This window comes from Vibrio sp. 1401 (genome assembly GCF_033340295.1).
The window spans coordinates 1-26,539 of sequence record NZ_JAWOWF010000005.1 but is presented as its reverse complement, the minus strand read 5'-3'; the positions used below and the strand labels follow the sequence as shown (position 1 = coordinate 26,539).

The window sequence follows — 26,539 nt, the reverse complement described above, 5'->3', positions numbered from 1 at the left end:
GAGGCTAAATATATGGTCTTAACTGAACCACTGATTCCAAGCCTGTTTTACCCACTCCCTTTCGGCAACAAACTTATCTTCCACCACATCAGCGTCTAAATTAAGTAGATTTCGGCGGTGTATTTCGTTTCGCATTGTCGTGTAAGCACGTATCAACTGCATTGCTTGGTCTTCGTCCATAACATCTTGCGCAATGAGCGTTTCAAAGATGCGCACATTATCACACCAACGCGTCAATTTCGGCTTATCGTGACTATAGTTGAGCACTAGGTACTGAGCGAGAAATTCGATATCGGTAATCCCACCTACATCTTGCTTGAGCATAAAGCGGCCTGGCTTTTTCCCCCCAAGATGACCGCGCATTTTTTCTCTCATTTCGACAACGTCTTTTTTCAGTTCAGCTTGATCGCGTGCTTTGCACAACACATCATGCCGCGTATTGTGAAATGCAATTGCCAGTGGTTCATCACCATAAATCATGCGCGCGCGGACAAGTGCTTGATGTTCCCATGTCCACGCGTCTTGATGTTGGTAGTCGTCGAACGCGTCTGTTGGGCTAACCAACAAACCCGATGCACCGGACGGACGCAATCGGGTATCGACCTCGTATAAAATACCGGAAGCGGTGCGAGTGGAGAAAATATGAATGATACGCTGTGCTAAACGAAGGTAGAACTGACGACCATCAATCTCTTTCTTGCCGTCAGTGTAGACATTGACGGGGCAGTCATGCATGAAGACAATATCCAAATCGGAGTTATAGCCGAGCTCCCACCCTCCGACTTTACCATAACCAATTACAGTAAAGCCTTTACCTTCACGATCTTTCACATGCGTTGGCTCGCCGTACTTTTCAGACACTTGCAACCAAGCCTGACTGATCACCGCATCCACGATAGCTTCCGCTAAATAAGTTAAATGGTCACTCACTTTCATCACTGGCAATGCGCCAACAATATCTGCCGCTGCAATACGCAAAATACAAATTTGCTTAAACTGACGCAACGCTTCCATTTGCTGTTCCATATCATCTTCAGGAATACGCGCCAAATAATCACGCAGCTCTGTACGGTAACTGTCTAATGGAATGGGATTGTATAGCTGCGCAGGGTCGATTAACTCATCAAGCAAGATAGGATAACGAGACAGCTGCTCTGAAATCATTGGGCTTGCGGTACACAAACGTACGAGCTGCACCAGAGCCGCTGGATGCTCATCCAATAATTCCAAGTAAGTTGTGCGAGTGCAGATGTTGTGTAGCAAGTGAAGTACACGAGATAAACCAAACTGTGCATCAGGATGGGCAAAGACCGCATCAAACACTTTCGGCATCAAACGATTGAGCACTTCGCGTCCACGTGGGCCTAACGTTTTTTTGGCCAGATCGGTTTTAAAGTTGATGATGGTTTTCGCGCATGAAGCAAAGTCTTCAATCTGAATATCCTGCTGCAAGATATGCTCAAGAACGTCTTGTTTGTCGGCCATATCCCATAGCTCATGAAAATGACGAGCAACGGTAGTCCCCTCGTCTTCTTCATCATCACCAATTAGTGATTCAAAAACTTGGTGAACATTTGCCATATGCTGCTGGGTTTGCTCAATTAATTGCTCCCAACAGCTCATTTTCATCGCAGTGGCGAGCTTTAAGCGTTCGGTTTCGCAATCAGGCAGCGTCTGGGTTTGCTTATCCGCCATTGCTTGCAACAAGTTTTCTAATTGACGCAAGTACTTGTATGCGGCTTCTAGATCGCTGACTTCTTGTGGAGTAAGCAATGCCAGCTCTTCAATGCCTTGCAGCGTTTCCAACAGCCCTCGATTACGCAAAGAAGGCTCTCGACCACCTCGAATCAATTGAAAAACTTGAGCGATAAATTCAATTTCTCGGATGCCACCCGCACCTAGCTTAATGTTGTTATTCAAACCTCGGCGGCGAACCTCGCTACTGATCATCGACTTCATTCGTCGCAAAGATTGAATCGCACTGAAATCAATATAACGACGAAAAACAAAAGGGCGCAGCATTTGGCGTAGCTCTTGATACTGCGGGTACATCTCACATCCCATCACCCGAGCTTTGATCATCGCGTAACGTTCCCAATCTCGCCCCTGTTCTTGGTAATAATCTTCAAGTGCGGCATAGCTCATTACCAAGGGGCCACTTTCTCCAAATGGGCGAAGTCGCATGTCGACGCGGTAGCAAAAACCATCGAAGGTTTGTTGGTCGAGCGCTTTGATGATGCGTTGACCAAGACGAGTAAAGAACTGGGCATTGGCAATGCTGCGGCGTGCGCCTTGGGTTTCGCCATTCTCTGGATACGTGAAAATTAGATCAATATCGGAAGAAAAGTTTAACTCGCCACCACCTAGTTTCCCCATGCCGATAATTAACATCGGCTGCACTTCACCGTCCTCACTTGTTGGCGTGCCCCACTCCTGACAACACACTTGATATTGCCATTGATAGGTTTCAAAAATCATCGCTTCTGCCAACTCAGATAAGTGGCTTAAAGACGTCTCTAGAGACCATGCATGCGTGAAATCCTTCCACGCAATGTACACCATTTCTCGGTTGCGAAACTGACGCAACACGCGATGACCAGACATCTCATCAGGACATTGTTCCAACAGTTCAGCAAGGCGTGAGCGGTAAGACTCCTGACGACTTGGCTGCGCTAACATACTTGGCAACTCACGGGCTAGGACTTCATCGCGATGAATGGCTTCGGTTATAAATTGGCTTAAGCCCGCCACATAACGAAATTGCTGCGCAACCTCATCGGGCCAAAGGGGAAAATAACCTGCGTCTTGGGCGTTCTGTACGGCAGATTCAGCGATAGAAATCAGTGGCGAAGGCAGCTGCATTTTTCTTCCTTGTTTGAAAAGCACGGTAACTCATTCTTTATACCAGACTGAAAGCAAATAAAAACGCCCACAAAAGGTTTGTGGGCGTTTTATCAAAAGTTCGGGATCGAATATTAAACTTGGAAAGATTTGATCTTCTTGTCTAGCTCACCTGCATTATTTTGCATCATTTCAGAGGTTTCTAGCAGCTCGGTAACGACAACAACTGAGGCTTCCACCAACTCACGTACATTGGTGAGGTTTTGGCTCATCTCTTCTGCAACACTGCTTTGCTGACCAGACGCCGTCGCGATCTGGAAGTTCATGTCATTGATTTGCGTCACTTGCCCAACAATACCATCAAGCTCAGATCCAGCATTAGAAACCAGCTCGTTTCCATCTGCCGCTTCCACAACGCTTTTTTCCATGAGTTCTACCGCAGATTCAGCACTGGTTTGCAGCTGTGCGATCATCTCTTGAATTTCTACCGTCGCTTGTTGTGTACGTTGGGCAAGGTTACGAACTTCATCTGCAACCACAGCAAAACCCCGCCCAGCCTCGCCAGCTCGCGCCGCTTCAATCGCCGCATTCAGTGCAAGCAGGTTGGTTTGCTCAGAAATGCCTTGAATCGTCCCTACAACGCTACCAATGGCTTCAACACGTTCTTCAACTTGGTTAACCGCTTGTGCCGATGAAGCGATATCCGACGAAAGTTCACTCATTTTCGCCATTGTACTTTGCAAGAACTGCTGACCAGAAATTGCTTGTGCGGAAGCTTGCTCTGTCAGAGAAGATGCCGTCTGGGCATGTTCCGCAACCGTTTGGACCGTCGACGACATTTCACTCATCGCCGTAGCAAGTTGATCAATTTCGTTAAACTCTTCTTGCGCCGATTCCTTAGTTTCCGACATGCTCAGTGTCATGACTTCGGTGAGCGTTGATAATTCATCAGACGCATTAATTTGCATTTGAATCACATCGTGCAATTGTCGACGTGTCTTTTCTAATTCACGTGCCACGTCTCCGTATTCATCTTTACAATCCATACCAAATGGAACAGAGAGGTTCTTGCTCGCCATCAGTTTGATCGCGTCGCTCAGATACTGTGTTTGACGCAACATCACTCTAGCCGCCGCTAATAAGAGCACGACAAAAACCACTATCAATAAGGCGGTTTGCCAAGCAACTTGCGTTAAGTATGCTTCATAATGCTGTTGGGCAACTTGCGCGTTTTGTGTCGCCGCTAAAAGTGAGTCGTAAAAAGTGTTTGCGTCCCACAGTTGTTTTGCCACGATCAGGACAGTACTGAAGACCATCAACATGACCATTTTAGGCACCAGTCGAATGTCGGATATGACCCTTTCCCATGGCTTAAATGCCAGCTTTTCCATTGTCAGTTCTCCACCGAGTCTTATATAGTCTTTATCTATAATCTTTATATTACTTATAGTTATGTTCGCGCTTTGCGTGGTTACGCGATTTATTTTGAGCTTCGTATGAAAAACAATGATATCAAAGACAGCACACGACCGATGGGCCTGTTGTCACTAATATTGTCTTTTATGGCACTATTTGTGATCTCTGGCTTGTTGTTTTTCCCGATCGATCACGAAACCCGTCAAGTTCTTATCGGTCTGGATTTCATAATCTGTAGTATTTTTCTACTACAGCTCACCATTGATTTGATCCGGTCCACAGATCGCTGGTTATTCCTTAAACGTCATTGGATAGATTTCGTGGCGAGCATCCCATTGATAGAGCCCCTGCGCTTTGCTCGTATTTTTCATATTATGCGAGTGGTATTAGTACTGCGTTCGTCAAAGTTCATTTTGCATCAGCTCAAAGAAAACCGCCGCGAAACTACGGTCGCCTCTATACTGCTATTGATGGTTATACTCATAACGCTCGGTTCTAGTGCAATGCTGTTTATCGAAGCGAAAAACCCAGAAGCGAATATTCGCACTGGCGCCGATGCTTTGTGGTGGGTATTTGTAACGATCTCAACGGTTGGTTACGGCGATCATTATCCTGTGACCTCCATAGGAAAGTTTTTGGCTGTCATCATCATTGTTTGCGGGGTGGGTATCTTTGGTATGATCTCGGGTCTTATCACCTCTATCCTTACTGCCCCAACGAAACAACAGACGCACAGTTCAATCAATAAAGAACGTATGCTCGAGCAGCTCCTAAGCCAACAAGCGCAAATACTAGAACGACTCGATTTCATGGAAAAAGAGCTACAACAACGTAAAACAGAAACAAAAAAATAGGACCATGCGGTCCTATTTTTTTGTTCTTATCACCAGAACGATCATTCACGCCAATAAGGCTGAACTTCCACACTGATCGCTCGGGTTTGATCCATTGCATGCAAAATTGAGCGCTCTTGACGGTGCAACCAGCGTTCTAACTGCTCTTTTTCTGCGTCTTCCAGCATATCAACCAACGGGAGTAAGTGGTTCAGCATTAGCAGATCATCGATACCATGCACTAGATCCGCCCATGGTAAACGGAAGCTGTTACGCTCATCCGAGTTATACAAACTCGCGAAACCAATACCAGTATAGAGGTTACGCAATAAGCGATAACGCTGATCAACGTACTCTTGCGCCGTCAAATCGCGCTCTGCTGGGAAAGCTTCCATTAGCTCAGCCCAAGTGCGATCGAGCTGAGTAACTGAAAACGGCATGATATTACTTGCCATTTTTTCACGTGCTTTTTCATCAAGAAATGGCTGCCAACCGCGCGCTAAGATCCAGCGGCTTAGATCCAGCAGTAACCCTGTGTAACGCGCGGAATTGAGCAACCCTAGCACTTCTTCACGGCTTGGCAACTCTTGTAACTGCTGAGTCAACTCAGATACTAAGAACTTACGTGCATCCAACTTGCGCAGCACATTGCCTTTGTCATCTAAAAGCTCTTCAAGGTGTGCATGCTCATCCAACCAACTCAGTTCTTCTTCCAACCATTTAAGCTCTTGGCGCAGAATCGCGCTCGCGCGACGAGGGACAATCCCGCCAAAAATGGTCAATGTTTGACGAATGAAACGAATGGCATTACTGATTTCACGCAGTGCTTCCACGCTGTCACGCTCCGCATAAATTTGCTCGTGATAATGCCAATGAGACAAAGCGTGCTCTAAAGAGTTGATCAAGCAAAATTCAACGGTATCCGTCGGACTACTGTCCACAAGTGCCAATGATTTTACTTCATCACCCGCATAACCGCTTGCAAGTCGATAACCTTTCGCCGCTTTGCTCAAGTTACCCAAGCGCATACCACCTTGCTCGCAAAAGCTGCGTGCCAGTGTGAATAAAGCTTCGGTTTGGCCAGACTTAAGTTCCAGTTCAACTTCGCAAATTGGCTCTTGCTTCTCTTCTTCGTCTTCACCTTTGGCTACAACTAAGCCTTGGTCAAAAGCAACTTCAATCTGACTGCCATCGGGCATGCCAATCAGCCATTGTTCACGTGTGAAGTTGGTCGAGAATAATGGCATAAGCTCGGATTGCAGCGTTTCTGCATCTTTACCTGGAGGCCAAATATCTAGAGGATGAAGCGACAGATTAGGCTCGTCGCTAGTGTGCTCAGCATTGTATTCTGGTCTTTGATGTAAGCCTGCGACGACGCGTCCTGCTGTCTTTACGGTTTGGACGAATACATCATCAAAACGGCGAATTCTTAAACCAATGTCGTGCTTTCGAAGCCATTTATCGGCAGTATCAAAATAGGTGTTACCCAAGTCACGACAACTATGCTGAAGTACTTTTGTCTCAGAAATTTTTTCTTTTAAAGTTTCTGAAAATTCAGGAGAAACAAAAAACTTCAGTTCTATTTCGGTTTCCATAGCTATACCTTTCAAAGCAGATAGAAACAGGATATTGCGTAATTTCTCACACGGCAAGAGAGAAATATCGCCGGATTGATGATCTAAAACAGTTTTAATGAGCGATTTAATGCGTTACCATGCGCGCCTTTATAGCCATCGTTCAACATTTCGCCAAGCACTCAGAAATGGTGTATGTTTTTTTAAGGTTATAGTTATTAGGTTGAATGACCATGCCAGTAAATACAATTATGGGGTTATTTGCAAAGTCCCCAATTAAGCCTTTGCAACGCCACGTTGTGTGTGTCAACGAATGTTGTTCACACTTGGTGAAATTCTTTGAAGTATCTTCAAAGGGTGATTGGGAAAAAGCAGCAGAAATCCGTGCACAAATTTCTCACCTAGAGAAAGAAGCGGATGTGCTGAAACGTGAAATCCGTCTAAAACTGCCTCGCGGTTTGTTCATGCCAGTCGACCGTACTGACATGCTTGAGCTTTTGACTCAACAGGACAAACTTGCAAACCTGGCAAAAGACATTGCTGGCCGTGTATATGGTCGTCAACTTGTCATCCCTGAGGCTCTCCAACCAAACTTCCTCGCTTACGTTCAACGTTGTCTTGATGCTGCCGATCAGGCGCAAAAGGTAATCAATGAACTTGATGAATTGCTAGAAACCGGCTTCAAAGGCCGTGAAGTGACGCTCGTCGCTGAAATGATTCATCAATTAGACGTTATCGAAGATGATACCGATGCCATGCAGATTGAACTTCGCCAACAGTTGATGGTGATTGAAGCTGACATGAACCCTATCGATGTCATGTTCCTATACAAGATTCTTGAATGGGTAGGTGGTATTGCCGACCAAGCGCAGCGCGTAGGTGCTCGTTTGGAAGTCATGCTATCTCGATCTTAAAACATAAAGTTAACGACATAACGAAGAGCATAATTAACACGTGTCATAGGGACGATGACTATTTTCATCGTCTTATGGTTTGGCGCGCGTAAAATTTTGTTCCGCTTGTTATAAAACAACTAGGTATTACGATGGATATCCTTGCGAACTACGGCACTGTCCTGATTATTGTTGCAGCGATTTTTGGTTTCATGATGGCGATTGGTATTGGCGCGAACGACGTTGCTAATGCGATGGGTACATCTGTAGGTTCAAAAGCGCTAACTGTAAAACAAGCTATCATCATTGCGATGATCTTCGAATTTGCAGGTGCTTACCTTGCAGGCGGTGAAGTAACCGACACTATCCGTAAAGGTGTAATCGAAACTTCTTTATTTGCTAGTCAACCAGATGTTCTTGTCTACGGCATGATGTCTGCGCTTTTAGCAGCAGGTACATGGCTGCTTCTTGCTTCTTACATGGGCTGGCCAGTATCAACGACTCACTCAATCATCGGTGCAATCATTGGTTTTGCATGCGTATCAGTAGGTACTGAAGCGGTTGACTGGGGCAGCGTTCAAGGCATTGTTGGTAGCTGGATTATTACGCCAGTGATTTCAGGTTTCTTTGCTTACGTTATCTTTGTCAGCGCACAACGCCTGATTTTTGATACTGAGAACCCTCTGTTTAACGCGAAACGTTTTGTACCTGTTTACATGTTCATCACAACAATGGTGATTGCACTTGTAACCATCAAAAAAGGTCTAAAACACGTTGGTCTTCACCTGACCAATGGTGAAGCCTGGATGTGGGCAGCAGCAGTTTCAGCACTTGTGATGATTGGCGGCTACGTATACATCCAGAAAAAATTCGCTAATCGCGAAGAGGACCGCAGCTTTTCTGGCGTGGAAGGTATCTTCAGCGTTCTGATGGTTATCACCGCTTGTGCGATGGCATTTGCACACGGTTCAAACGACGTTGCAAACGCCATTGGTCCGCTGTCTGCTGTCGTATCGACTGTTGAACACATGGGCGAAATCAGCACGAAAAGCACCATCGCTTGGTGGATTCTACCTCTTGGTGGTATTGGTATCGTGGTCGGTCTTGCAACACTAGGTCACAAAGTAATGGCAACTGTTGGTACAGGCATCACTGAGCTAACGCCTAGCCGCGGTTTTGCAGCACAGCTAGCAACAGCATGTACAGTAGTTCTAGCGTCTGGTACAGGCCTGCCAATTTCAACCACTCAAACATTGGTTGGTGCGGTTCTCGGTGTTGGCTTTGCTCGTGGTATCGCAGCACTGAACCTAGGCGTAGTTCGTAACATCGTGGCATCATGGATCGTTACACTACCAGCGGGTGCGTTATTGGCCGTAGTATTCTTCTACGGACTTCAAGCGATGTTCGCTTAAGACACTCGTCAATAGAATGTAAGCGCTTTGTCATTATTGACTCAAACGCACAGAAAGGGAGGCTTTGCCTCCCTTCTTTGTTGCACCGAGGTTTGAAACTGCATACTATTCGTCTATTTCCGGCTCCAATCATTCGGTGCCAACGCTGTCTCCAAGAAAAATCGTTAAGGGATTTACTGTGAAAAAACTAATCATCACGGTTTTGTTTACTTTGCTAGCAGCGCCAGCGGCCCTAGCAGCAGACCGTTATATTTCTGATGACCTCTTCACTTTTATGCACTCAGGTCCAAATAACACCTACCGTATTATTGGTAGTGTTAACGCCGGTTCTAAAGTACAACTGATTAAAACCAACCGAGATACTGGCTATACGCAAGTTCGTGATGACCGTGGTCGCACTGGTTGGGTACAAAGCAAGTTTGTGACAAACCAAGAGAGCATGGCAATTCGCCTTCCTCGCATTGAGAAAGAGCTAGCCGAAGTAAAAGAGCAGCTTGCTAATGCTCGTCAAACTTCTGATGCAGAGAAAGCCGGTCTTGTTACCTCTCTCGAAACACGTAACCAACAAATTTCAGATCTAGAAAATAAATACTCTGAGATCAGCGATCAGCTTACTTCTGTTGAAACAGAAAACCGCGAGCTACGCGCAAAACTGGATACTCAAAAAGATGACATGCTGCTTAAGTACTTCACTTATGGCGGCGGTGTCGCAGGTTTAGGTTTACTATTTGGTTTGATTCTTCCGCATGTCATGCCTCGTAGAAAGCGCTCTCCTGCAGGTTGGGCATAAACCCTTACGCTTTTATCTTTAAAAAGAACGCAAAAGCCAGTCGATATTGACTGGCTTTTTAGTTTGCTTCGTTTGATAGAAGTGAGTACTACTCCCCCATTGAACTAGAGGCTCGACGACGATCCGTTGCGCCATAAAGCTTGCCATCTTTTAGCTCAATTGCATTCAAACCGCTTACCACTGGAATAACGTGCACTGGGTAGCCAAGCTCCATAAACTCAGGCACCAACATTTCTGCGAACGTTTTCTTTTCCACCAGCAAACCAGTCGGGTCATAAGACTTGGTGCGGTCTATCTTAGTGCCATACTGGATGTTTGGTAAGTCAATAGCCTCTTGCGCTGATAAGTTCCAATCCAGCACCCCAACCACGGTTTTGAGTACATACCCCGGGATTTGTGAACTACCTGGTGACCCAACCACCAAACGCAAATTATCATCACTGTCCATCACCATTAATGGCGTAATAGCCGAACGTGGACGCTTGCCCGCTTCAATTGAGTTTTGCGTAGGTTTGCCGTTAACCGTTGGCAGAGGTGAGAAGTTAGCCATCTGCGCGTTCAAGATAACGCCATCGACCATCACACCCGAGCCCATACCCGTTCCTACCGTACTAGTCATTGCTATTGCATTTCCATCTCTATCGACGATAGAAATATGCCCTGTATCTTTGCTCTCGAAGCCTTGATATTGCGCATACTGAGTTTGCGTTATCTGTCCTGCTTTTGGATCCTCTTTTGAAGTGCCATTATCGGGGATTAAATCACGTCTCTGATCTAGATAGGCTTTAGACAACAACTGTTCAACTGGCGCTTCCACATAATCCGGATCTCCGGCATACGCAATACGATCTGCTTTTGCAATTCGCATCGCTTCAGTCATGAGACGCCAAGGTTCCACATCCGTTTTCGCCATATGGGCAATGTCATAGGGTGCAAGCAGTTCAAGACTCTGAGCGACCATCACACCGCCCGAAGCTGGGTAACCAAAAGAGACGATTTTATTCCCACGGTAGTCGCTCTCAATGATGTCACGCTGCTTCACTTGGTAATGTTTAAAATCTTCTAAAGACAACTTCTCGTGTTGGTCGTTAATACGACTATTAACCGTCTCTACGATGTGCTGACCAAGCTCACCACCATAAAGGTAACTATCGCCTTGTTGCGCGATCTTCCTCAGCGTCTCAGCCATCTTAGGGTTCTTCATCAAGGTTCCCGTCGGCTTAATATCGTCCCCTTGCCAATACAAGGCTTTCACTTCCGGATCTTGCTCAAGTCGGCTTTGCTCTCTTACTACGATGTCGTAGGTGTAGCTGTTCATCGCGTACCCATTGCTCGCCAATGTAATCGCCGGCTTAATCAGCTCTGCCCATGGCAACTTGCCGTATTGTTCATGAGTGGTGTAAAGCAACCGCAACGTGCCTGGAACCGCAACAGAACGAGGGCCTAATATTTCGTTGCGACTGAGTACTTCCCCATTCTCAACAAACATTTCAGGGTTCGCGCTAGAGGGCGCTTCATCTCGACCATCAAGGGCCAGAAATTTTTTCTCGTCATGTTGATAAAACAGCGCGAAAGTCCCGCCGCCAATTCCGGTCATATCTGGCTCAACGACAGACATCACCATCTGCATCGCGACCATAGCATCAACAGCGTTACCGCCTTCTTTCAATATTGAGTAACCGGTACTGCTCACGTAAGGATTCGTCGCACTGACCATGAAATCTTGCCCGCGACTATCTGGTGTAACTGGGAATGGGTCTGGCTTTGCTGCATAGCTTGTCGATGCAACAATGCTTAAAGAAAAAATCAGAATACGCATGTGTCTCTGTTTAGACTCCTATTATGTGATGGGGTCTAACGTGGACCAAGTCATTACTCCGAAGTTCGTGAAAATGGTGTCTTTTTACACAACGCTGACTGGAGTCGCGCTATCAATAGATGAATGATATTGGTGCTATTTAAACGACTGAGAAAAGCTATATTTTGCTTGTTTGAGTATCTAAAAATCATCACCAGAATAGATGCAAAAGATGCTCTGAAAAATAAAAAGCCAGCGATATGATTTCGCTGGCTTGATGTGTTTCTACAAGAGTTAGCCTTTCCACTCATACAACGCTGGTATACGAATTTGCTCACCTTGGAACTCAACAATCACAGCTTGCGGTTGTATTTCTCTTAGAGTGACCTGATCATCAACGACATCCCCTTGATGATACTCAACATTGTTAATTTTCACCCAACGGCGATTTTCATCACTAGCGTACATATGGGTTTGCAAATTAAGCGCAGGTAGACGCCCTTGCCACTGGTGAGCGTTGCGCTCTAAATCGTTCACGCGTGCCGTTTGTGATGAAGAGTTGTCATCATCTCGGGATAAGGCATTTTCGACCTTCCTAGCTAAATCAGGAGATAATGAGGATAAATCCAGATCATCCAAAGACAACCCGAGGTCCTCTTCAGCAGCAGAAGTCGTTTGGGTTGATGCTGAGTTGCGTGTTTCATCTCTGCTTGGTGTATGGCTCGTGTATTCATCGGGGGTGGTAAATGTACCAAAATCACGCGATAGCTCTGCACTTGGCCACTCTCTTGGCAATTGGGCCAACTGGGTGTTCTCTGGATAGTCTAATACTTTGAAAGGTGATACCACTTCGACCTTTTCTATCGGGGACGTTGTATCTACTTCAACACTCGGTGCAAAGAGATCTAAGTACCAAGCGACTCCAATAGCAGAAGCAGTGATTGGCAGCAAGAACAGACCTATATGTTTCACAGCTGACATTATGCGTCCTCCTTCTCTATTCTCGCCAGTTGAGGCGCATCTGGCTGAACATTTTGCTGAAGTCGGTCTAGCGTTCGCTTACCTGCAATACCATCGACACCAATTCCTTGCCAGCGTTGAAATAACTCGACTCGCTCTTTCATCGCACCATCAAAAATAGACGTTTCAAGCAGTGGCTCACTCACCGCTTCTGCTAATAATCGGTCTAATACTTCAATCGCAGGGCCTTCCATGTCTAAACGTAATGTTTCATTCAGCGGAGCATGCCACAGTTCGATAATATTGCCCTGCCACAACGGCTTTAACCATGAAATTGGCAGACGGAGACGCTGCTTACCATTGAGCACTTCAGCTTGGTCATTACCGACGGCATATAGAATGACATACCCAACATCACCTTGATAATTCAACTCCAAGATCACAGGGCGATTTTGTTGCATCAACAGCGGCCAAGTCGCCATTTTACGCTCACAACGCATAGTCGACTGCGGTTCTGACAAACAAAGGTTATCGCGAACCGATGCTTGATACCCCCACAAACGATACAAATCATTTACAGCGAGGTTCGACTGTTTTTGTGTTAACAATAAAGCACGCTGCTCATCCGTTAACTGTTGGCTGACGACGGTTGGTGTTGGCTCTACTCTTGGCTCCGTCACTTGTGTCAACACTGACGTCGCTTGAGCTGGCATATAATTCACGATCGCCCACCCCGTACTTAATGCAGCAATAAGGCCTACCGTGACAGAGCCCCAAGCAGGCCAACGGAAAGTCCGGCGCTCTTTTTTATCTTGCTGATAAATATCTGCCTGAAACTGCATCACCTCTTCACAGGCCTGCTGAACGGTTTGCTTATCCACAACCACATTACCCTGGTGATAACTGATGTTGAGGGATTTGTCACAGATAAGGTTGATGAGCCGCGGTATACCGTGACTGTATTTGGCTATAAGTTTACAAGAAGCACGATTAAACAGTTGCTGGTCGCCACCAGCTGTATGTAGTCGAAATGCGATGTAATCTTCTGTCTCTTTTTCATCCAACGGCAACAGGTGATAACGCCCGGTAATACGCTGGGCAAGTTGGCGTAGTTGTGTTGTTTGTAATAACCGCTGCAATTCAGGCTGCCCGACCAACAACACTTTGAGCAGTTTTCTGGTATCGGTTTCCAAGTTAGTCAACAAGCGCAACTGCTCTAAAACGTCGGCAGCAAGGTGTTGAGCCTCATCAATGACCAGCAATGTCTGCCAGCCTGAACGATAATTACGCAGCAAATATTGATGGATAACCTGGTTTAGCTGTTTGAGGTTTGCGTCTGGCGGATAGGTGATTTTGAACTCATCGCAAATGGCTTCGAGCAAGTCTCTACTCGAAAACGTGGGATTGAGAATAAGACCCGCTTTGGTGTTATCACCCAAATTCGCCAGCATCGCTTTTGCGACGGTCGTTTTGCCTGTACCTACTTCGCCAGTAAGCATAGCAAAGCCACCGCCATCGCCTAGCCCAGCTTGGAGATGTGTGATTGCCTCTTTGTGACGTTGGCTTAAATACAAATAACGTGAGTTTGGAACAATCGAAAATGGTTGTTCGACAAACCCAAAAAAGTCCTTATACATTAGGCTCTCCAGCTAAAAAACCACCTGGGAATAGTCAGACATGGTATAAACGCTCTTCTTCTATTCTTAGGAGTAAAGAAAAGTACCATTGCTTGCTACAATGTCCAACGGCATATCCATAAATTAAGAGGTAATTCGTGCAAGTTTATTTAGTAGGTGGCGCAGTTCGAGATAAATTGCTCGGAATTGATAGTTATGACAACGACTGGGTGGTCGTAGGCGCGACGCCCGAGATGATGCTGTCCCAAGGATACACCGCCGTTGGTAAAGACTTTCCTGTATTTCTGCATCCCAAAAGTAAAGAAGAACATGCCCTTGCACGAACAGAGAGAAAGTCAGGTTCTGGTTACACTGGTTTTGAATGTTTCTTCGATCAAAACGTCACCTTAGAAGAAGATTTGATACGTCGTGATTTAACCATTAACGCGATGGCAATGGAGAGTGATGGCACGATCCATGACCCATATGGTGGCCAGCAAGATCTCAACGATAAACTGCTACGCCATGTATCAGACGCCTTTATTGAAGACCCTCTACGCGTTTTACGTGTCGCTCGCTTCGCTGCAAAGCTTGCTGATCTAAACTTTACGGTTGCCGACGAAACTATGCGGTTAATGCGTCACATGGCAGAGTCCGGAGAGCTGAGCACACTGACTCCCGAGCGTGTTTGGCAAGAATGGCATAAATCTCTCTCTACTCCTCGCCCTGATATTTTCTTATCGGTTCTACGAGACTGTGGTGCATTAACCGTGGTGTTACCTGAAATTGATGCACTATTTGGCGTACCTCAACCTGAGAAGTGGCATCCAGAAATCGATACTGGCATCCATACTTTGATGGTGGCAGAGCAAGCCGCAAAATTGAGTAACTCACTCCCCGTCAGGTTTGCCGCCCAAGTGCATGACTTGGGTAAAGGCGTGACACCAGAGAGCGAATGGCCAAGCCACAAAATGCATTGCCATACAGGATTAAAACTGATCAAAAAGCTGTGCGAACGTGTCCGGGTACCAAATGAGTTTCGTGATTTAGCCTTGATGGTGTGCGAACAGCACTCCAATATTCATCGCGCGGCTGAACTTAAACCACAAACCATAATTAAAATACTCAATAAACTTGATGTGTGGCGTAACTCCGAACGTCTGCAAGATATCTTGCTTTGCTGCCAAGCGGATCACGCTGGTCGTAAAGGACTGGAAACGCAACCATATCCACAGGCGGATATTTTTAGGCAAGCCTACCAAGCAGCAGCGGCAGTTGACGTTCAAACCATAATCAAAGAGGGCTTTAAAGGCCCTGCGATTCGTGACGAGCAAGAAAAACGACGTATTGAAGCAGTGAAAGCAGTACTTAAGAAGTAACGAACAAACAAAAACGCCCGCGGATTTCGCGGGCGTTTTTCGTTAGCATCAATTATGCACTTAATAGAAAAGCGAACAAACCGACTCCCAAAATGAGACGGTAAATCACAAACGGTGTCATGCCCATGCGTGAAATCATCTTCAAGAAGAAGTGGATACAGATGTACGCACTGATAAACGATGTGATAATGCCAGTAAGTAAGAAACCAACATGGACAGGTTCACCACTGGTCACTAACTTCATGCCTAAGTAGCTACCAGCTAATGTAATGATTGGGATCGACATTAAAAACGAAAATCGGGCAGCCGCTTCTCGAGTAAAGCCAAGGTAAAGCGCTGCTGTGATGGTCGCCCCTGAACGTGAAGTTCCAGGAATCATCGCTAAGGCTTGAGCAATACCGATAAATACAGCTTTCTTCCAACCCGTTTGGTATTCATCGGCAACGAGTTTAGCGTTTTTGTCTACCCACCATAGCAACAGGCCAAATACGATCGTAGTAGTCGCGATGACGTAAGCGCTACGTAGATACACTTCAATGATGTCTTTCATCAATAAGCCGAACACACAAGCTGGAATCGTCGCAATCACGATCATCCAAGCCAATTTAGCTTCTTTACTGCGATCTCCTTTAAAGATCGAAGCAAATAACGCTTGAAACAAAGTGATTACTTCATGACGAAAATAGATCACGACAGCCATTAATGTACCGACGTGAACAGCAACATCAAAGGCCAGACCTTGGTCTTCCCATCCTAAAATAGCGGAAGGCAGGATCAAATGGGCAGAGCTTGAGATAGGCAAAAACTCTGTCAGCCCCTGAATCAGAGCCAAAATAAAGGCTTCAAAATAACTCATGTAAACAACTCAAATTAAAAATGAAAGGAAACGGGTTTGAGCGAATCGACTGGCTGCATAGCATGCCAAATGTCTGCGACTGTGCGTCCATCGCCTGGGATCACTAATTGCGGTTCGAGATCATACAGCGGCTTTGTGACAAAAGGATATTTGTAGATATCACTGCGAGGTAGCTCAGGTTTTTTCTTGGAGACGCGCTCACCGAACAACACTATATCGAGATCCAGTGTTCGATCCTGATACTTTTGCGCGTTTTCTTCGCGTCCCCACTTAAATTCAATCTCGCGTAGTTGATGGCTCAACTCTTCTAATGACAACTCGGTACGCATTGCAACGACAAAGTTGTAGAAATTCTTGCTGCTAAAACCAATAGGTTCGCATTCATATATCGGTGATACGAGGAGATTTTCTCCAAGCCGTTGCAGCTCCTGATACGCAGCAAGCACATGTTGCTCTCTTTCTACGTTCGTCCCAACACCAATATAAGTGGTGATCATGCTCGGCCTCGCTCAATCACCACACCAACAGCACGTGCTTGCGGCACGGCGCCAGGCTTCGCTAGGCGGATTGTCACCCAAGGCACAGAGAAACGCTGCATGATAAGCTCTGCTACTTCTTCAGCCACGCGCTCGACCAGTAAGAAACGACCATTTTCAATGTGGTTAAGTACCGCCTCACTCACCTGCGAATAATCCAGTGCATCTTGCACATCATCACTTTTGCCCGCAGGTTTATTATCGTGTGCCATTTCAATATCTAGAACCAACTTTTGTTTGATTTGTTGCTCCCAGTCGTACACGCCAATTGTGGTGATTACTTCTAACTGTTCAATAAAAACTTTATCCAGAGCCATCTTATGTCCTTCTATTACAGAGGTCGGATACCCGTGAGGGGTAATTTGATCGTAGTATTCTATACCTAAGTAACATTTACTTTGGTCATCACAATGTTACTTAGGTATAAACTGCGAAAGCATCTTTATATACAAGAAATCACATAATGCAAGCTCTATCACAGTGAGGATTTCTGCATTATGTAAATTCGGGGTATGATAGCAACTACGCGGGAACCGAGCATTAAATTCCAATCCATCAAGGACTTCTATGGACGCACTGGCACTGATAATGACAATGGCCGCCTATTTATTAGGTTCGGTTTCCAGTGCGGTTTTGATCTGTCGACTCTTAAAACTGCCAGACCCACGCAGTGTGGGATCTAACAATCCTGGAGCAACGAACGTATTGCGTATTGGCGGACGAGGAGCCGCTGTTTCAGTCTTGTTGTGCGATATGCTCAAAGGCACTATCCCCGTGTGGGGCGGATACTTTCTTGGTATCGACCCTATCATTCTTGGCGTCATCGCCATTGCTGCCTGTCTTGGCCACATGTACCCCATCTTTTTCCACTTTAAAGGCGGAAAAGGTGTCGCAACCGCGCTTGGCGCTATCGCTCCGATTGGTTTGGACTTAACAGGATTGGTAATGTTAACTTGGCTGTCAGTAGCCGCGCTATTCCGCTATTCATCCTTAGCGGCTCTCGTCACGGTTTTGGTCACTCCGTTTTATACTTGGATGTTTAAACCGCAATACACGTTACCTGTTGCTATGCTGTGCTGCTTAATCGTATTTAAGCATCATCAAAATATTCGTCGGCTTTTGTCTGGCGACGAGCCAAAAATCGGCGAGAAAAAACTGACACAAAAAAACTCGGCTTAATGCCGAGTTTTTCGTTTAAAGAAGGATGTATTGGTTATGCATGAACTCGATTCAGGAAGTTCAACAACATCTGGTTGACGAACTCAGGTTGCTCTAAACAACTGATATGTCCAGCTTGGGGAATCTCCACCAACTCACTGCCTGTGATACAGTCTTTCATTAAATAAGATTCAAAAACTGGACGGGGTTTATCTTCACAGCCCACTGCAATTAACGTCGGCAGAGCAAATTTTTCCGAATCCTCAATCACATCCCGGCGACCAAACACCATGCGCCCTATGCGAGCTACTTCCACCGCACGCTCACCGTTCAGCTCTTCTAAACTGCGTTTGAATGAAGCGACAAGTTTAGGGTTATCCTGATTGACGTTGTTGGCAAAGAACAGCGGCACAACGGCTTCAATAATTGGCGCAGGCACTGCTTGGACTTGGCTGATGGTATCAAGCATTGCAAAATACTTTTTATACGTAACTTCTGGCTCCCAGCCAATGAAGGTATCCATCAATACCAGTGACTTAACACGTTGCGGCGCTTGAGCCGTTAGCTCTGCTCCCCACATGCCGCCAACAGATAAGCCCACTATCGAGAACTCTTCGATATCTAAATGATCCATCAATGCCAACATATGTTGTGCATAGTCGGCCAATGACTGTGTCGATGCAGGTGCAGCGTCCGATTCACCATGTGCCCAAAGATCTGGCACAATACAACGGAATGACTGGCTTAAAACCTCAACTTGCGGCGCCCACATTTGGCTATCCCAAAGGTAACTATGACCAAATAGAAGCACAGGGCCCTCACCTTTATCTAGATAAGCAAGTTGCTGACCTTCAATTTCAAACTTATTCATTGTTATATCCATTTCTTATTCTTCCACGTCATCCTAGCACTGAAACAATCGCGAACTGATCGCATCAGTCAGAATGTAAAACGAGGCGGTTCATTGAATAATTAAAAATAAAGGCCTCTGAGGAGCAGAGACCTTTATTACACAGAACCGGTTTCAAACCTACCGCATAAATTTGACTAAGCGACAGGTGTTAGTTGATCAATTGGCCAACGTGGACGAGCCTCTACTGACATATCAGCCACTTCGCCATTCTTCAAGCGCTGCATGCCTGCGTAAGCGATCATCGCACCGTTATCTGTACAGAACTCAGTACGTGGGTAGTAAACTTCGCCGCCAACTTTCTTCGCTAACTTCTCTAACTCAGCTCGCAAACGACGGTTAGCACTCACACCACCAGCAATAACAATGCGTTTCATGCCTGTTTGCTCAAGCGCGCGCTTACATTTAATAGCCAACGTAGCACACACAGCCTCTTCAAATGCCAATGCGATGTCCGCGCGGGTTTGCTCGTCATCACCGTTTGCAGCAATCGTGTTAGCCGTAAAGGTTTTTAGACCAGAGAAACTCATGTCCAAACCTGGCACATTCGTCATTGGGCGCGGGAACTTAAAGCGGCCCGGTGTACCTTTTTCCGCCAGTTTAGATAATAGTGGACCGCCTGGGTAATCCAAACCCATTAGCTTCGCTGTTTTATCAAACGCTTCGCCCGCCGCATCATCAATCGACTCACCTAGAATTTTGTACTCACCGATGCCTCTCACTTCCACCATCATAGAGTGACCGCCCGATACTAATACCGCCACAAACGGGAACGGTGGAGGGTTATCTTCCAACATTGGGGCCAATAGGTGACCTTCCATATGATGAACAGGTACCGCTGGCACTCCCCAAGCATAAGCAATACTGCGACCGATAGTCGCACCCACTAATAGCGCCCCAACAAGACCAGGCCCCGCGGTATACGCGACACCATCGATGTCTTTTGAAGTTAAGTTCGCTTCTTTTAGTGCCTCTTTAATAAGAGGAATGGTTTTCTTTACGTGGTCACGTGAAGCCAACTCAGGCACCACACCGCCGTAATCTGCGTGCAGTTTTACTTGGCTGTATAGCTTGTGTGACAAGAGACCGTTTTCATCGTCATAAATTGCGATGCCAGTCTCGTCACAAGAGGTTTCAATACCAATAATGCGCATGGTTTTCTCAGTATGCTTTCTGTATAGAGGAAATTTGGGCGTCATATTACCTCGCCTTGGTGCTGCAAACAAATTTTGTACAGACAATAATCGACAAAAGGCTTTACAAAGTAGTTGTGATCGGATTAAAATTCCGCACCATTTTTGATCAAGCTGGTAAGAGACCTAACAATTGTGATTTGGTCTGTTGAATACCAGCGTTAACGAATAACCCCTGAGGTGAAAGGCATATGCCAGTAGTTAAAGTACGTGAAAACGAACCGTTCGACGTTGCTCTACGTCGTTTTAAGCGCTCTTGCGAAAAAGCAGGTATCCTTTCTGAAGTGCGTCGTCGTGAGCACTACGAAAAACCAACTACAGTTCGCAAACGCGCTAAAGCAGCAGCTCAAAAGCGTCACGCTAAGAAGCTAGCTCGCGAAAACGCTCGTCGCGTTCGCCTGTACTAATAACTGAGCTCCAAAAGGAATTTAGTTATGGCTCTGATTGATCAACTCAAAGAAGAGCAAAAATTAGCGATGAAAGCCAAGGACAAATTGCGCCTTGGTACTATTCGTTTAGCCCTATCAGCAATCAAGCAACGTGAAGTTGACGAACAGATTACTCTGAACGATGACGACATTCTTGCAGTATTGACCAAGATGGTTAAACAACGTCGCGATTCTGTAGCGCAGTTTGAAGCAGCGGGTCGTCAAGATCTTGCTGATGCGGAACAAGCAGAAATTACCGTTCTTGAGGACTTTATGCCTCAACCACTGACAGACGAAGAAGTAGCGGCTCTCATCGAGAACGCGATTGCTGAATCTGGCGCAGCTGGCATGCAAGACATGGGCAAAGTAATGGGCGTTCTGAAACCGCAAATTCAAGGGCGTGCAGATATGGGTAAAGTAAGCGGTTTAGTTCGCGCTAAATTGGCTTAAGGTACCCCACCCAATTGCAGCAAGCCGTGCTATCCTTTGGAGCGCACGGCTTGTTTGTATCTGGATGGATGGAATGAAATCAATGGGCAATACGCTCATTCTTTTAAGGCATTCACTCCACTCATCATCTTCTTTTTTTGTTAGGTTTTATGGCTGGACACATCCCTCGCAGTTTTATCGATGACCTTCTAGCTCGACTTGATATTGTCGATATCATCGACGCACGTGTGAAACTTAAGAAAAAAGGCAAAAACTACGGCGCATGCTGCCCGTTCCACAACGAAAAGACACCCTCATTCAGTGTCAGTCAAGAAAAGCAGTTCTACCATTGTTTTGGTTGTGGCGCGCATGGAAATGCCATCGATTTTTTGATGGAATTCGACCGACTAGAATTCGTCGAAGCCATTGAAGAACTCGCTTCATACTTGGGTTTAGATGTTCCTCGCGAACAACGTAGCGGCGGTAATGGTTCGTTTCAATCAGGCCCACAAGCAAGCAGCAGTGAAAAACGTAACCTATACGACTTAATGGGCAGCATTGCTCAATTTTATCGTAACCAACTCAAACAGCCAGCAAGTAAGGTGGCGATTGAGTATCTAAAAGATCGCGGCCTGTCTGGTGAAATCGTCCAGAAGTTTGGCATCGGCTATGTGGCTGATGAATGGGATTTAGTTCGTAAGAACTTTGGCCAGAATAAAGAAAACCAAGACATGCTCGTCACTGGCGGCATGTTGATTGAAAACGATAAAGGCAACCGCTACGACCGATTCCGTGGTCGAGTGATGTTTCCTATTCGAGACAGACGCGGTCGAGTAATAGGCTTTGGTGGTCGAGTATTAGGTGATGGGACACCAAAATATCTCAACTCACCCGAAACCCCGATATTTCATAAAGGTAAAGAGTTGTATGGCCTTTATGAAGTACTACAAGCGTACCGTGAGCCACCACAAATTTTAGTGGTTGAAGGCTATATGGATGTTGTCGCGCTTGCTCAATATGGCGTAGATTATTCCGTTGCCTCATTGGGAACCTCGACAACGGGTGATCACTTGCAAGTGTTATTCAGGCAAACAAGCACCGTCGTGTGTTGTTATGACGGTGACCGCGCAGGCCGTGAAGCCGCGTGGCGTGCCATGGAAAATGCATTGCCTTACCTAACGGATGGTCGCCAGTTAAAATTCATGTTTTTGCCGGATGGAGAAGATCCCGACTCTTATATCCGACAAAACGGAAAACAAGCATTTGAGCAGCAAGTGTCTAATGCGATGCCCTTGTCTGAATTCATGTTCAGCTCATTGACTCAGCAGGTCGATATGAGCACGAAAGAAGGCATGGCAAAACTGAGTACTCTTGCGGTTCCTCTCATTGATAAAGTCCCTGGCGGCACTTTAAGACTATACTTGAGAGAATTGCTTGGCCGCCGTTTGGGTTTGGTTGATGAACGCCAACTACAGCAGCTAATTTCAAAACAAGGTAAAGAGGATAAAAGGCCTCAACCTCATAAAGAAATCAAGCGAACGCCGATGCGAGAAGTGATCGCGTTACTGATTCAAAACCCACAATACGTAAGTATGGTGCCAGATCTAACTAGCGTTAGAGATTTGCCCATTCCTGGTCTAAGTTTATTTGTTGATGTACTTGATAAATGCCAAGCGCATCCCCATATCAACACAGGCCAATTATTAGAGCATTGGCGAAACAGCCAAAATGAGACCCTTCTGTCTCGTCTCGCGAGTTGGGACATTCCACTCGATGAGGACAACCAAGAAGAAATCTTTTTAGACTCACTGGATAAAATTATTGCCCAGTGCGTAGAAAAACAAATTGAAAACCTGCAGGCCAAAGCAAGAAGTGTCGGTTTATCAGCCGAAGAGAAAAGGGAGCTGCTAGCACTTATGCTAGATTTAAAAGCGTAACCCTGTTTAATTAGTCAGCAACGATTTAATTTGTTATAGTAAGTGGTTTGCATTTCGCATACTGATTCCTTCACCAGATTACGAAGTTGGATACCGTCTATGGATCACAATCCGCAGTCACAGCTAAAGTCACTTGTTATTAAAGGCAAGGAACAAGGCTATCTGACCTACGCCGAAGTAAATGACCACCTACCTGCTGAAATCGTAGATTCAGAACAGGTAGAAGACATCATTCAGATGATCAACGACATGGGCATTAAGGTAGTAGAAACTGCTCCTGATGCTGATGATTTAGCACTGAACGATGACACAAATATTACCGATGAAGACGCAGCCGAAGCTGCAGCCGCTGCACTTTCTAGCGTAGAGAGTGAGATTGGTCGTACAACAGACCCAGTACGTATGTACATGCGTGAGATGGGTACTGTCGAACTTCTAACTCGCGAAGGCGAAATCGACATCGCAAAACGTATTGAAGAAGGTATTAACCAAGTTCAATCGTCTGTTGCTGAATACCCAGGCACAATTCCGTACATTCTTGAGCAATTTGACAAAGTTCAAGCTGAAGAACTACGTCTTACAGACCTAATTTCAGGTTTTGTAGATCCAGATGCTGACGACACCGCTGCACCAACGGCAACACACATCGGTTCTGAACTGACTGAATCTCAGTTAGAAGAAGAAGACGATGAAGACGTTGATGATGACGAAGATAGCGATGACGATTCAGATGATTCTGAAGAAGATGTAGGTATCGATCCAGAATTAGCGCTAGAGAAATTCAACCAACTACGCAGCACCTATCAAAATCTTCAATTAGCAATCAACGAGTACGGCTATAACAGCCCGAAAGCAACCGTTGCTAATGAAATGATGCTAGACGTATTCCGCGAGTTTCGTCTAACGCCTAAACAGTTTGATCACCTAGTGAATGAACTGCGTACTGCTATGGATCGCGTTCGTACACAAGAGCGTCTGATCATGAAGTCTGTGGTTGAATACGGCAAAATGCCGAAGAAATCATTCATCGCGCTGTTCACTGGTAATGAATCAAGTGAAGCTTGGCTGGATGAAGTTCTTGCTTCAGACAAGCCATACGCTGAAAAGATCAAACGTAACGAAGAAGAAATCCGTCGTTCAATCGCTAAGCTAAAAATGATTGAAGAAGAGACTTCTCTAAACGTACAGAACATTAAAGACATCAGCCGTCGTATGTCTATCGGTGAAGCAAAAGCTCGCCGTGCGAAGAAAGAGATGGTTGAAGCGAACTTGCGTCTTGTAATTTCTATCGCGAAGAAATACACCAACCGTGGCCTACAGTTCTTGGATCTGATCCAGGAAGGTAACATCGGTCTGATGAAAGCGGTAGATAAGTTCGAATATCGTCGTGGTTACAAGTTCTCGACTTACGCAACGTGGTGGATCCGTCAGGCAATCACTCGTTCAATCGCGGACCAAGCACGTACGATTCGTATCCCGGTACACATGATCGAAACGATCAACAAGCTAAACCGTATTTCTCGTCAAATGTTGCAAGAGATGGGTCGCGAGCCACTACCGGAAGAACTGGCAGAGCGCATGCAAATGCCAGAAGACAAGATTCGTAAAGTTCTAAAAATCGCTAAAGAGCCTATCTCAATGGAGACACCAATCGGTGACGACGAAGATTCGCATCTAGGTGATTTTATCGAAGATACAACGCTAGAACTTCCGCTAGATTCTGCAACTGCAACTAGCCTTAAGGTGGCAACAAAAGACGTGCTTGCAGGTCTAACGCCACGTGAAGCGAAAGTACTTCGTATGCGTTTTGGTATTGACATGAACACTGACCATACTCTAGAAGAAGTTGGTAAGCAGTTCGACGTTACTCGTGAGCGTATCCGTCAGATCGAAGCAAAAGCACTACGTAAACTTCGTCACCCAAGCCGCTCAGAGACTCTGCGCAGCTTCCTAGACGAATAATCGCAGCGCATACAAGCTTTTAGAAATCAAAAAAGGTGACTTTAGGTCACCTTTTTTATTATCTACTGTTCTAAGTGGATAAAAACTAAGCGCAATTGCCCTAGTTGGTATCTAGACACCTTGCAACGCTTCCCCTATAATCGTTGTCCTATTAAGGCCCCTTAGCTCAGTGGTTAGAGCAGTCGACTCATAATCGATTGGTCCCCAGTTCAAGTCTGGGAGGGGCCACCAAATTCCAGAAGGTTAGTAAGCGTAGTGTTTACTAACCTTTTTTTGTACCTGACGATTTTGGGTCAGGTAATGGGTCAGGTAAGCCCCGATCACGCACTCTTCTCTGTCTTCTTCCAATACTAATCTGAATACTACGCTGTTGCCAAATATCCCTTCTGGCTGATGAATATCTTTCATAGAGAACAAAGAGAGGTATTAAACTCGCAAACCAACCATGAGTGACTTAAATTGCACTTATAGATAATTTCTTATACAGTCACTACAAAAGTAACTTATAGTGAACTTATATATTAAGACGAACCCAATAGTGACAAAAGTACATTAAAAGGCACTTATGAAAAAAGGTAAGATGGTAAAGGCACAACCTATGCCTGATTTGAATACCGAGTTCAGTATGGAAACACTGGGGAGCGCCATTCGCTCAAAGCGCACCGATAGAGGCTGGCGTATTGATGATCTCGCTTCAAAAGCCAACTTATCTCGTAGAACCGTCATGAAGGTAGAAAAAGGCGATACCAGTGTCACCTTTGCCAATGTACTCGTCCTCATGGACATCTTAGGACTATCGCTACGCCTTATCGATTTAAACATATTTGTTCGTCCACACAGCCAGATAACCTCCCAAGCTGAAAACAGCGTGAGAAGCAATGAGGACGGTTGGTATGAGTAAGTTACAACAGTTAGACGTGTTTATCGGTACGAATACCAAAATTGGTCGTTTGATTCTTCCTGCAATGAAGATAATGAATTCTAATTTACGTGTGAAGATGATTGGATTCTAAACAGAGAGTGAGTATCTGCTCGAAGCCACGATTGGAGACCTTGGTGTAAAAATTGAAGATGTACTGAAAATTTAAAGGATAGTGAGACTTGAGGAACAAGGTTAATCGACCAGTATTGTAAGGTTCTGTTCATTGCCATATGCGCTTCACACCATGTAATATAGAGCACAAATCAACGCATTTTTGGATTCTGAAATGCGAACATCATAAAAAACAACTGGAAAAACTTACCATAATGGTAAATAATCAACTCAACGTTAGTGCTTTTGAACAGGAACCACCTACTGCCACAACAGATAAACGTATCCATATCGATGGACCATTGTATATGGTAGACGACGTTCTAAAAATTCTCGAATCTGAGGGAAATACGACTATCCCTTGGACACGCAAGTGTATACACAATATAGAATCGGCTTTGTTGCTTAAATCGATGGAACTAAATCAAGAAGCTACGATCTGATCGGCTACACCCATTAATCGTCGTAGCCTCATGCCTAAACCTCGTTACAAAACAACTAACTGGAAGCAGTACAACAAAGCCTTAATAAACCGTGGTTCTCTGACCTTTTGGATTGATGAGGAAGCGATAGCCGAGTGGAAGC

Annotated in this window: 22 protein-coding genes, 1 tRNA gene and 1 pseudogene; 13 read left to right on the top strand and 11 right to left on the bottom strand. The window is 45.5% G+C overall.

Going from position 1 to position 26,539, the window contains the following annotated elements:
• Nucleotides 1-18 precede the first annotated feature (18 nt).
• Entirely contained in the window at nt 19-2,862 is a 2,844-nt protein-coding gene (gene glnE, locus R7Z77_RS04220) for a bifunctional [glutamate--ammonia ligase]-adenylyl-L-tyrosine phosphorylase/[glutamate--ammonia-ligase] adenylyltransferase (RefSeq protein WP_318136607.1), read from the bottom strand.
• Between the two features lie 113 nt (nt 2,863-2,975).
• On the bottom strand, nt 2,976-4,232 hold the full coding sequence (locus R7Z77_RS04215) for a methyl-accepting chemotaxis protein (RefSeq protein WP_005379890.1): 1,257 nt from the start codon (nt 4,230-4,232) through the stop codon (nt 2,976-2,978).
• A gap of 105 nt (nt 4,233-4,337) precedes the next feature.
• Between R7Z77_RS04215 and R7Z77_RS04210 the strand changes: the two genes are divergently transcribed.
• On the top strand, nt 4,338-5,111 hold the full coding sequence (locus R7Z77_RS04210) for a potassium channel family protein (protein ID WP_005387432.1): 774 nt from the start codon (nt 4,338-4,340) through the stop codon (nt 5,109-5,111).
• A gap of 41 nt (nt 5,112-5,152) precedes the next feature.
• Here the strand turns inward: R7Z77_RS04210 and R7Z77_RS04205 are convergent, their stop codons facing one another.
• A complete protein-coding gene (locus tag R7Z77_RS04205; RefSeq protein WP_005379894.1) occupies nt 5,153-6,685 on the bottom strand; it encodes an inorganic triphosphatase in 1,533 nt (510 codons plus the stop codon).
• A 212-nt stretch (nt 6,686-6,897) separates the two neighbouring features.
• Between R7Z77_RS04205 and R7Z77_RS04200 the strand changes: the two genes are divergently transcribed.
• From R7Z77_RS04200 to R7Z77_RS04190, 3 genes are all read left to right on the top strand, one after another.
• A complete protein-coding gene (locus R7Z77_RS04200; RefSeq protein ID WP_005379896.1) occupies nt 6,898-7,578 on the top strand; it encodes a TIGR00153 family protein in 681 nt (226 codons plus the stop codon).
• Nucleotides 7,579-7,709: 131 nt separating this feature from the next.
• On the top strand, nt 7,710-8,969 hold the full coding sequence (locus tag R7Z77_RS04195) for an inorganic phosphate transporter (RefSeq protein WP_005379898.1): 1,260 nt from the start codon (nt 7,710-7,712) through the stop codon (nt 8,967-8,969).
• 178 nt (nt 8,970-9,147) lie between these two features.
• Complete coding sequence (locus R7Z77_RS04190; RefSeq protein WP_005379900.1) at nt 9,148-9,759, top strand: TIGR04211 family SH3 domain-containing protein; 612 nt, start codon at nt 9,148-9,150, stop codon at nt 9,757-9,759.
• 88 nt (nt 9,760-9,847) lie between these two features.
• Here R7Z77_RS04190 and ggt read toward each other — a convergent pair whose 3' ends face one another.
• The 3 genes from ggt to R7Z77_RS04175 form a co-directional block, all read right to left on the bottom strand.
• The gene (gene ggt, locus R7Z77_RS04185) at nt 9,848-11,578 is read right to left on the bottom strand and encodes a gamma-glutamyltransferase (protein ID WP_318136606.1); all 1,731 of its coding nucleotides are present in this window, start codon (nt 11,576-11,578) and stop codon (nt 9,848-9,850) included.
• Nucleotides 11,579-11,851: 273 nt separating this feature from the next.
• The gene (locus R7Z77_RS04180) at nt 11,852-12,538 is read right to left on the bottom strand and encodes a general secretion pathway protein GspB (RefSeq protein WP_005387437.1); all 687 of its coding nucleotides are present in this window, start codon (nt 12,536-12,538) and stop codon (nt 11,852-11,854) included.
• Complete coding sequence (locus tag R7Z77_RS04175; RefSeq protein ID WP_154204851.1) at nt 12,538-14,154, bottom strand: ExeA family protein; 1,617 nt, start codon at nt 14,152-14,154, stop codon at nt 12,538-12,540. The genes R7Z77_RS04180 and R7Z77_RS04175 overlap by 1 nt, the downstream gene beginning before the upstream one ends.
• 137 nt (nt 14,155-14,291) lie before the next feature.
• On the opposite strand from R7Z77_RS04175, the gene R7Z77_RS04170 reads away from it, so the two are divergent.
• Nucleotides 14,292-15,512, top strand: a complete 1,221-nt coding sequence (locus R7Z77_RS04170) for a multifunctional CCA addition/repair protein (RefSeq protein ID WP_262646479.1) — start codon at nt 14,292-14,294, stop codon at nt 15,510-15,512.
• A gap of 52 nt (nt 15,513-15,564) precedes the next feature.
• Here the strand turns inward: R7Z77_RS04170 and R7Z77_RS04165 are convergent, their stop codons facing one another.
• The 3 genes from R7Z77_RS04165 to folB are packed head-to-tail and all read right to left on the bottom strand — an operon-like array spanning nt 15,565 to nt 17,221.
• Nucleotides 15,565-16,368: an undecaprenyl-diphosphate phosphatase gene (locus R7Z77_RS04165; protein WP_017636143.1), complete on the bottom strand. Its 804-nt coding sequence runs from the start codon at nt 16,366-16,368 to the stop codon at nt 15,565-15,567.
• Between the two features lie 14 nt (nt 16,369-16,382).
• Nucleotides 16,383-16,865, bottom strand: a complete 483-nt coding sequence (gene folK, locus R7Z77_RS04160; RefSeq protein ID WP_005387457.1) for a 2-amino-4-hydroxy-6-hydroxymethyldihydropteridine diphosphokinase — start codon at nt 16,863-16,865, stop codon at nt 16,383-16,385.
• Nucleotides 16,862-17,221, bottom strand: a complete 360-nt coding sequence (gene folB, locus R7Z77_RS04155; protein ID WP_053350198.1) for a bifunctional dihydroneopterin aldolase/7,8-dihydroneopterin epimerase — start codon at nt 17,219-17,221, stop codon at nt 16,862-16,864. Before folB ends, folK begins: the two co-directional genes overlap by 4 nt.
• Before the next feature lie 250 nt (nt 17,222-17,471).
• On the opposite strand from folB, the gene plsY reads away from it, so the two are divergent.
• Nucleotides 17,472-18,083 (top strand): glycerol-3-phosphate 1-O-acyltransferase PlsY, encoded by a 612-nt coding sequence (plsY, locus tag R7Z77_RS04150; RefSeq protein WP_005379857.1) that lies wholly within the window; start codon nt 17,472-17,474, stop codon nt 18,081-18,083.
• Nucleotides 18,084-18,117: 34 nt separating this feature from the next.
• On the opposite strand, the gene R7Z77_RS04145 is transcribed toward plsY, so the two are convergent.
• Together R7Z77_RS04145 and tsaD are read right to left on the bottom strand one after the other, a co-directional pair.
• The gene (locus tag R7Z77_RS04145) at nt 18,118-18,933 is read right to left on the bottom strand and encodes an alpha/beta fold hydrolase (RefSeq protein WP_053350197.1); all 816 of its coding nucleotides are present in this window, start codon (nt 18,931-18,933) and stop codon (nt 18,118-18,120) included.
• 176 nt (nt 18,934-19,109) lie between these two features.
• A complete protein-coding gene (gene tsaD, locus R7Z77_RS04140; protein WP_005379854.1) occupies nt 19,110-20,126 on the bottom strand; it encodes a tRNA (adenosine(37)-N6)-threonylcarbamoyltransferase complex transferase subunit TsaD in 1,017 nt (338 codons plus the stop codon).
• Nucleotides 20,127-20,356: 230 nt separating this feature from the next.
• Here tsaD and rpsU point away from each other — a divergent pair, with 230 nt between their 5' ends.
• The 7 genes and pseudogenes from rpsU to R7Z77_RS04105 form a co-directional block, all read left to right on the top strand.
• Nucleotides 20,357-20,572, top strand: coding sequence for a 30S ribosomal protein S21 (rpsU, locus tag R7Z77_RS04135; protein WP_001145625.1), 216 nt, complete (start codon nt 20,357-20,359; stop codon nt 20,570-20,572).
• A gap of 27 nt (nt 20,573-20,599) precedes the next feature.
• A complete protein-coding gene (locus R7Z77_RS04130; RefSeq protein WP_005379720.1) occupies nt 20,600-21,043 on the top strand; it encodes a GatB/YqeY domain-containing protein in 444 nt (147 codons plus the stop codon).
• 149 nt (nt 21,044-21,192) lie between these two features.
• Nucleotides 21,193-22,959: a DNA primase gene (gene dnaG / locus R7Z77_RS04125; protein WP_005379719.1), complete on the top strand. Its 1,767-nt coding sequence runs from the start codon at nt 21,193-21,195 to the stop codon at nt 22,957-22,959.
• Nucleotides 22,960-23,058: 99 nt separating this feature from the next.
• Nucleotides 23,059-24,921, top strand: a complete 1,863-nt coding sequence (rpoD, locus tag R7Z77_RS04120; protein WP_005395986.1) for an RNA polymerase sigma factor RpoD — start codon at nt 23,059-23,061, stop codon at nt 24,919-24,921.
• Nucleotides 24,922-25,076: 155 nt separating this feature from the next.
• Nucleotides 25,077-25,152 (top strand) — tRNA-Ile (locus R7Z77_RS04115).
• A 334-nt stretch (nt 25,153-25,486) separates the two neighbouring features.
• Complete coding sequence (locus R7Z77_RS04110; protein WP_025500616.1) at nt 25,487-25,822, top strand: helix-turn-helix domain-containing protein; 336 nt, start codon at nt 25,487-25,489, stop codon at nt 25,820-25,822.
• A gap of 605 nt (nt 25,823-26,427) precedes the next feature.
• Nucleotides 26,428-26,539 (top strand): annotated as a pseudogene (locus R7Z77_RS04105) (IS5/IS1182 family transposase); the annotation flags it as partial.